The 6,239-nt window shown below is 74.8% G+C and carries 4 protein-coding genes; 1 reads left to right on the plus strand and 3 read right to left on the minus strand.

What is annotated here, in order from left to right; genetic code table 11:
- The 3 genes from ON36_RS28615 to ON36_RS28625 all read right to left on the minus strand — a co-directional run.
- Positions 1–2,324: AAA family ATPase (locus ON36_RS28615; RefSeq protein WP_043660205.1), on the minus strand; the 2,324-nt coding region annotated here is incomplete at its 3' end.
- 62 nt (positions 2,325–2,386) lie between these two features.
- Positions 2,387–3,505, minus strand: a complete 1,119-nt coding sequence (locus tag ON36_RS28620; protein WP_043660209.1) for a catalase family protein — start codon at positions 3,503–3,505, stop codon at positions 2,387–2,389.
- Positions 3,502–5,319, minus strand: coding sequence for a peroxidase family protein (locus tag ON36_RS28625; RefSeq protein WP_043660207.1), 1,818 nt, complete (start codon positions 5,317–5,319; stop codon positions 3,502–3,504). Before ON36_RS28625 ends, ON36_RS28620 begins: the two co-directional genes overlap by 4 nt.
- A gap of 264 nt (positions 5,320–5,583) precedes the next feature.
- Between ON36_RS28625 and ON36_RS28630 the strand changes: the two genes are divergently transcribed.
- Positions 5,584–6,239: hypothetical protein (locus tag ON36_RS28630; protein ID WP_052314441.1), on the plus strand; the 656-nt coding region annotated here is incomplete at its 3' end.

The raw sequence follows: 6,239 nt of genomic DNA on the forward strand, positions 1-6,239 counted from the left end.
GCCGCGCCCTGCCTGCGTTCGCTCGCGCGGTCGTGGACGGGCACCGCCTGAGCGGCCGCGTCGGCCGCCGACAGCAGCAGGCCCGCGGCCTCGAACTCCGCGCTCACCGCGCCGAGGGCGACCGGATCCGCGGCCGCCACCGCGGCCGCGTGCCGCGCGTAGATCCCGGCCACCGGACCCTGCACGCGCCCGGCCACCGCGGCCAGCCGGCCGGCCACCCGCCGGTCGCCGAAACGCGCCGCGTGGTGCAGCGCCTCGGCCTCGAGGGCGAACTGGCCCGACCGGTGCGCGAGGTCGGCCGACCGCCGCGCGAGGTCGATCGCGCCGTGCGCGCGGTGCTGGGCGGCGGCGAGCCAGGCCTGGGCGATCAGGCGCTGCGGCTCGTGCAGCAGCATGTGCGGCCCGCGGTGTTCCTCGGCCTCGGCGAGTACCCGCTCGGCGTGCTCGGCCTCCCCCACCGCGGCGTAGCAGCGGGCCAGCAGCAGCCGCGCGGGCAGCTTCCAGGGCAGCGAGCTCTCGGCGTCCAGCGCGGCGAGGGCTTGCTCGAAGGCGGCGACGGCATCGCGGAAGCGGCCACGATAGGTGGCGACCACCCCGGCGGCGATCCGGGCGATCGCCCAGCCGGCGAACTGACCCGCCGAGGAGAAGTCGCGGTACTCGTCGGCGCGGCGGTCGGCCAGGTCGAGTTCGCCGATCATGGTCAGCGCCAGCACGTCCCCGTAGCGGACCATGACCCGGATGAGGCCGTCGGTGGACTTCTGCTCGGCGCGGATACGCGCCGCGATGGGCGCGAAATCCTGACCGCGCCCGGCCACCGGCAGCGCCAGCCCCAGCGCGAACGCCGCGAAGTCCACCGCCTGGCGGGGCGCCCCCGGCTCGGCGAGTACCCGCTCGGCGGCGGCGATCCCCTCGGGGAGGTGGTTCTCGTGGACGGCCATCGCCGCGGCCGCGGCGTCGACGGTGACCCGCAGCGCGGGATGATCGGCCCGCGCGGTGACCAGGTCGATCAGCTCCCGGCTGCGCTCGACGTCACCCAGGGACCAGAACCGCAGGCTGGCCCGGAGCACGCCCCACTGCACGAGCTGGAGCTGGTCGAGCCGGTCGGGGTCGAAGCGGGCCAGGATCTCGTCGGCGTCCTGGGGCCTGCCCTGCCACAGCAGCGCCCGCGACTGGAGTTCGGCCGCGCGCAGCCCACCACCGCGCGCGCAGGCCGCGCGCGCGAGCCGTTCGCCCAGCGGCAGATTGGACAGCGAGACCGCGTCCTTGGCGGCGCTGATCAGCAGCCCGATGTCGAGGGGCTGGTCGCTCTCGACGCACAGCCGCGCCAGCCGGATGCGGTGGGCGGGCGTGCTCAGGTCGCGGTCGCGCAGCACGTCGACCAGCCGGGCCCGGCGCACGCGCGCCGCGGCGGTCCCCATCCGGCGCCGAACCACATCGCCGAGCAGCGGATGGCTGAACCGCACCGCCACGGCGCCGCCGTCGCGGCACACCCGGATCAGGCCGGTGTGCTCGGCGGCGTCCACCGCGTCGGCGCCGGTCAGCTCGGTGAGGATGTCGATGTCGAGTGGTTCGTGGACCGCCAGCGTCTCGAGCGCGTCCAGCACGGGACGACCGGCGCGGGTGAGGCGTTCGTCGAGCAGGTCGGCCAGGCCGGACGGGACCGCGGTCGGCCCGCGCAGCTGCCAGACGCCGTTGGTGTCGGTGAGCGTGCCCGCCTCCACCGCGCCCTCGACCATGTTGCGCAGGAACAGCGGGTTGCCGCCGGAGGCCTCCCACAGCACGTCGGCGCTGAGGCCCTCGAGCGTCCCGCCGAGCACCGTCTCCACCAGGGTGGTGCACTGCTGTTTGGTGAACGGCGCCAGCTCGATCCGCTCGAGGAAGCCGTCCTTCCACAGCGAGGTGACCGCGTCGGGCACGGGCTCCCCGCACCGCACGGTGGCCATGATCGCCGCGCCCCGGTCGAGGGCGATCTGGTGCAGCAGGGTGGCCGAGAGCCGGTCGAGCAGGTGGGCGTCGTCGACGCCGACGATGGTGCCCGGCCGGGCCAGGAGGTTCTCCCGCGCGGAGTGCAGCAGTGCCAGCGGGTCACGCGAGACCGAGGGCGCGATCCACGGCGCGAACGCGCCCAGCGGGATCGCCTGCGAGGACTCGGTGCACGCCACCCAGCGCACCGGCTCCAGCGCCGCGGTCACCGCCCGCGCCAGTGTGGTCTTGCCGACGCCCGCCGCGCCGACGAGCACCGCGCCACCGCGACCGCCGCTCAGAGCCGCGCGCACGGACTCGTATTCGGAGGGGCGATCGAGAAGGTGCCATCTGCCGCCCATGCACGTCGATTCTAGTTCCCGACCGACGGCGTCACAATCGTCCCGGGCGGCGGAAGCGCTGGTCACGGCGGTAACTCCGTCGCATCGCGCGGCTCGACGCGCGGCGCGTTGTCGACGTGGTGGCGGTAGTTGCTCGACGCCTCGTACACCCGCAGTTTGAGCCGGTTGATCGAGCCGAGGGGCCGGTGCGCGGCCAGGCCCCGCCAGGAGTTGAACGACAGCACCTCGTCGCCGTAGGCGCGACGCTCGGGGGTGTAGGGGTCCTGGGGGCCGAAGCGCACGGTGGCCACCGGCCGGTGCGGCGATTCCTGTTCCGGCCACGCGACGGTGGCGTCCTCGATCGGCATCGTCGAGGTCCGGGTGCACAGCTGCGCGCGCAGCTCGTAGGTGGCGCCGTGCTCGGCGAAGAAGTCGATCACCGACTCCCGGTGGGCGTTGACGCCGTCGCCGACCGGTTGCCCGTGCAGCGCGGCGGCTTCCGGCGACACCGGCGTGTAGAGCAGCTTGGCCACGTGGTCGCCGTAGCGCAGCGGCGCGGAGGTGTAGAAGGTCTCGCCGAGGATGTGGGTGTTGGGCGCGAGGAAGACGCCGAGGTTGGGCGGGACGCGCAGCCCGATCCGCCGCAGCAGGTGCCGATCCACCCCGGCGAGCACGTCGCTGCCCGCGCGCAGCGCGGTGTCGGGCAGGCGGGCCAGCGCCCAGGCCGTCGGCATGCCGCGGGTCAGGTAGGCGTGCGCGTCGGCGAACAGGAACTCCCGGTGGGTGACCATGACGAAGTCCTGGGTGGTCGCGGTGTCCCCGGGCACGGCCCGCGGCCCCTTGACCCCGAGCACCTTGATGCCGAGCCCGCGCACGCCGCGCAACTGGTCGCTGCGGACCACCCCCGAGGTGCTCGACAGGCGGGCGATGACCGGATACGTGCGCGGGGTCGCGAACAGGCCCTGCGCCAGCTCCGGCGCCAGGTCGGCGTGCACGGTCAGTTCGCCGCGCAGGATGCCGTGGCTCTTGGCGTGCGCGTCGCGCATGCCCCGCTTGTACCGGCGGAAGGCGCGTTCGTTGTTCCCGCGCAGCACGGCGATGATGCGGTCGATGTCGGCGTCCTCGTCGGGGCGGGGCCGCTCGAGGTCGGGGCGGTAGCGCAGGAAGTCCGCGGCGGTGCGCGGGGCGGCGACGTCGGTCATCGGGCCGTCCTCTCCTCGGTGCGGCGCGGGCGGGTGGGCCGCCACGGCGCGAACGGATTGCCGACACCGTCGAGAGCCGGTGCGAGCGTGGGGAAATGCCGCAGGAGCACGGTGCGCATCGAGTTGTCGCGAACCCAGGCCATGCCCGCCTCGGTGTAGATCTCGGGCCGGAAATCGGTGGTGAAGAAGCGGTCCGCCGACAGCCGCCGCGAGGCCATCAGGACGAACACGCGGAACGCGGTGTCGCTGAACCCGAAGCCCGGCAGCGCGGGCTCGGCGTACAGGCCGACCATCAGGTCGACGTCCTCGACGTCGCCGTACACGTCGGCCAGCTCCCGCGCCCACTCCGGATCGTCGGTCATGCGCGCGAAGGAGGTCACCGGCGGCAGCCGCAGCAGGCGGCGGAACTCGTTGTAGCGCGGCACTCCCCGCTCGCGCACCCGCAGGATGTCGACGGTGGCCAGGTCGAGCAGGGGGCGGCCGGGGCGGGCGAGGGCGCGCAGGTGCCCGGGATAGTTGTGCAGGGTCAGCGCGCCGGGGTTGGCGCGGCCGAAGGAGTAGAACAGGGTGTCCACGGGGGTCTCGGCGAGACGGTCGCGGATGGCGGTCACGCCGAGGTCGGGGAACGGGTGGGTGACCAGGGGGCGGTCGTCGGCGAGGTCGCGCACGGTCAGCTCGTCGGGGATGAGCGGATGCATGCGGTAGACCGCGACGAACTCCTCGGTGAGCGAGTACGGCACGCCGCTGTCGTCGACCGCCGAACCCGGTATGCCACACAGCACCGCGCTGGACGCGAGCCGGCCGAAGCGGCGCGCGACTCGCTCGCCGAGCACCCCGAACCAGTTGGCGCGCATGGCCGCGACGGTGGTCGGGTGGGCGATGATGGCCGGGGTCCAGTCGATGGTGTGGATCTTGGCGATCAGGGCGGCGTTGACCAGCCGCGCGGTGTCGTAGAGCTGCTGGTCGGTCAGGGCGGGATAGCGCTGGGCGAGCCTGCGGCAGATGGCGTTGTGCTCGCGCAGGAACAGCGAGTGCAGCAGGGCCAGGCCCACCCACGCGTTCGCGGCGGCCTCGTCGGCGGCCAGCAGCTCGGTCGCGTCCAGCGGCGGGAGCCCGAGCTGGTCGAGGGCGAGTTCGCCGTCCTTGCCCGAGCGCAGCGCCACCGCGAATTCGGCGGTGCCGCCGTAGATCTGGGAGGCGTCCCACCAGTGGGTGCCCGCGGTGACGAAGGTCGGCGGGTCACCCGGTCGCGGGGCGGGCACCGTGGGCGTGCTCGCCACGGTCATCGGGCGTTCGGGCCAGGGATCGCGGTCGTCGAGGGTGACGGTGAACGGCGCGGTGTCGTCGGTGGTGTGGCTGAACCAGTCGTGGACCTCGAACTGGATCCAGGCTGCGGCCAGCAGGTTCAGGTTGGTCGCGGGGCGGAACCGGTCCCGCCGCAGCAGGACGTCGGCGACGAGGCGTGGGTTGGGCTGCACGAGCCGGTCACCGGTCTCGGGGGCGGTGGCCGCGAGCGGGAAGTTCCGGCCGAAGCGGCAACCGACCGAACCGGTGCGTGGCGCGGCGAGATCGTTGTAGGTGCCGTCGACGGTGCGGGCGCCGCGATGGGCGCCGCCGGTGTCGGGCGGCAGCGGGTCGCCGGGGTGGCCGCCGGTGTCGACCAGGTTGTGTGCGCGCAACGCGCTGCGCAGCCCGACCAGGACGGCCAGGCCGGCCGGGGTCGGCAATCGCGACCAGCCGAACCGCCGGTCCACGACCTCGGCGAGGTCGGCCAGCAGGCGGACCGGCAGGGACGTGCGCCGGGGCGTGACCATCGAGAACCTCCGGGGAGCGGCGGGAATCGGATCAGTGATCAGTCTCCGCCGGGGCCCGGCCGGTGTCATGAGTAGTGCACTACTCGGCTCACCCACGCCGCTACTCACGGCGCGCCGGGATCCCGCCGCGGACCGGGGCTCCTCGCGCCCGCGCGCAAACGAGTAGCGCATTACGCGCGCCTCGTCCTGGACGCTCGAGCCACGCTGGGCGCGGGTGCTGTCCGGTGGCGGGCGGCCTCGGCGGCAGCGGCGGAAGGGGCTCGGATGACTACTCCGATCGAGATCGGCTTCGCGATCGGCGGCGACCCCGGCGCCGCGCTGGCCCGCCTCCCCGGTGCGGCCGCCACGACGACGCACGACCTGTGGTTCGGCGCGCCCGCCCGGGACGCGACGGACCCGCTGGCGCTGGCGGCGGGCGGTATCGCCATCCGGTTGCGCGGCGGTCCGGCCGACGACCTCGTCGTCGACCTGCTGCCCTGCCCGCCCGCGCGGCTGGTGGGGCGGTGGGCGGCGCCGTTCGTCGACGGCGACCTGGAGTACCGGGTCGAGGGCGCCTGGCGCGGGTCGCGGCGAGAACTGGCGGCCTCGGCGGTCAGTCACCGCCCGGCGGGCGCGATCCGGGCCGCCGTCGCGGCGGGCGGGGACGTCACCGAGCTGCTGTCCCCGGCCCAGCGCCGGTTCCTGGTGACCTGCACCCCGCCCGGCGCGACGGTCGATCGCCTGCGGGCGGTCGGGCCGCTGGCCTGCGCGCGCTCGACCGGGATCCGGCTGGCCGGCTGCGAGATCGGCGCCGAACGCTGGACCGGCGCCGGCTGCGACCTGCTCGAGCTCGCGACCCGCGTGACACCGATGCCCGGCGAGCCGGCCTGGGCGCTGCACAGCCGCGCGCGGGGGGTGCAGCGTCGCTGCGAGCAGGCCCT

The organism is Nocardia thailandica NBRC 100428, assembly GCF_000308795.1.
In the GTDB taxonomy this organism is placed as follows: Bacteria; Actinomycetota; Actinomycetes; order Mycobacteriales; family Mycobacteriaceae; genus Nocardia; species Nocardia thailandica.

Excerpts from the sequence above, each read along its gene's own strand:
- ON36_RS28625 (WP_043660207.1), bottom strand. The coding sequence starts at position 5,319 with ATGGTCACGCCCCGGCGCACGTCCCTGCCGGTCCGCCTGCTGGCCGAC.
- ON36_RS28620 (WP_043660209.1), bottom strand. The coding sequence starts at position 3,505 with ATGACCGACGTCGCCGCCCCGCGCACCGCCGCGGACTTCCTGCGCTAC.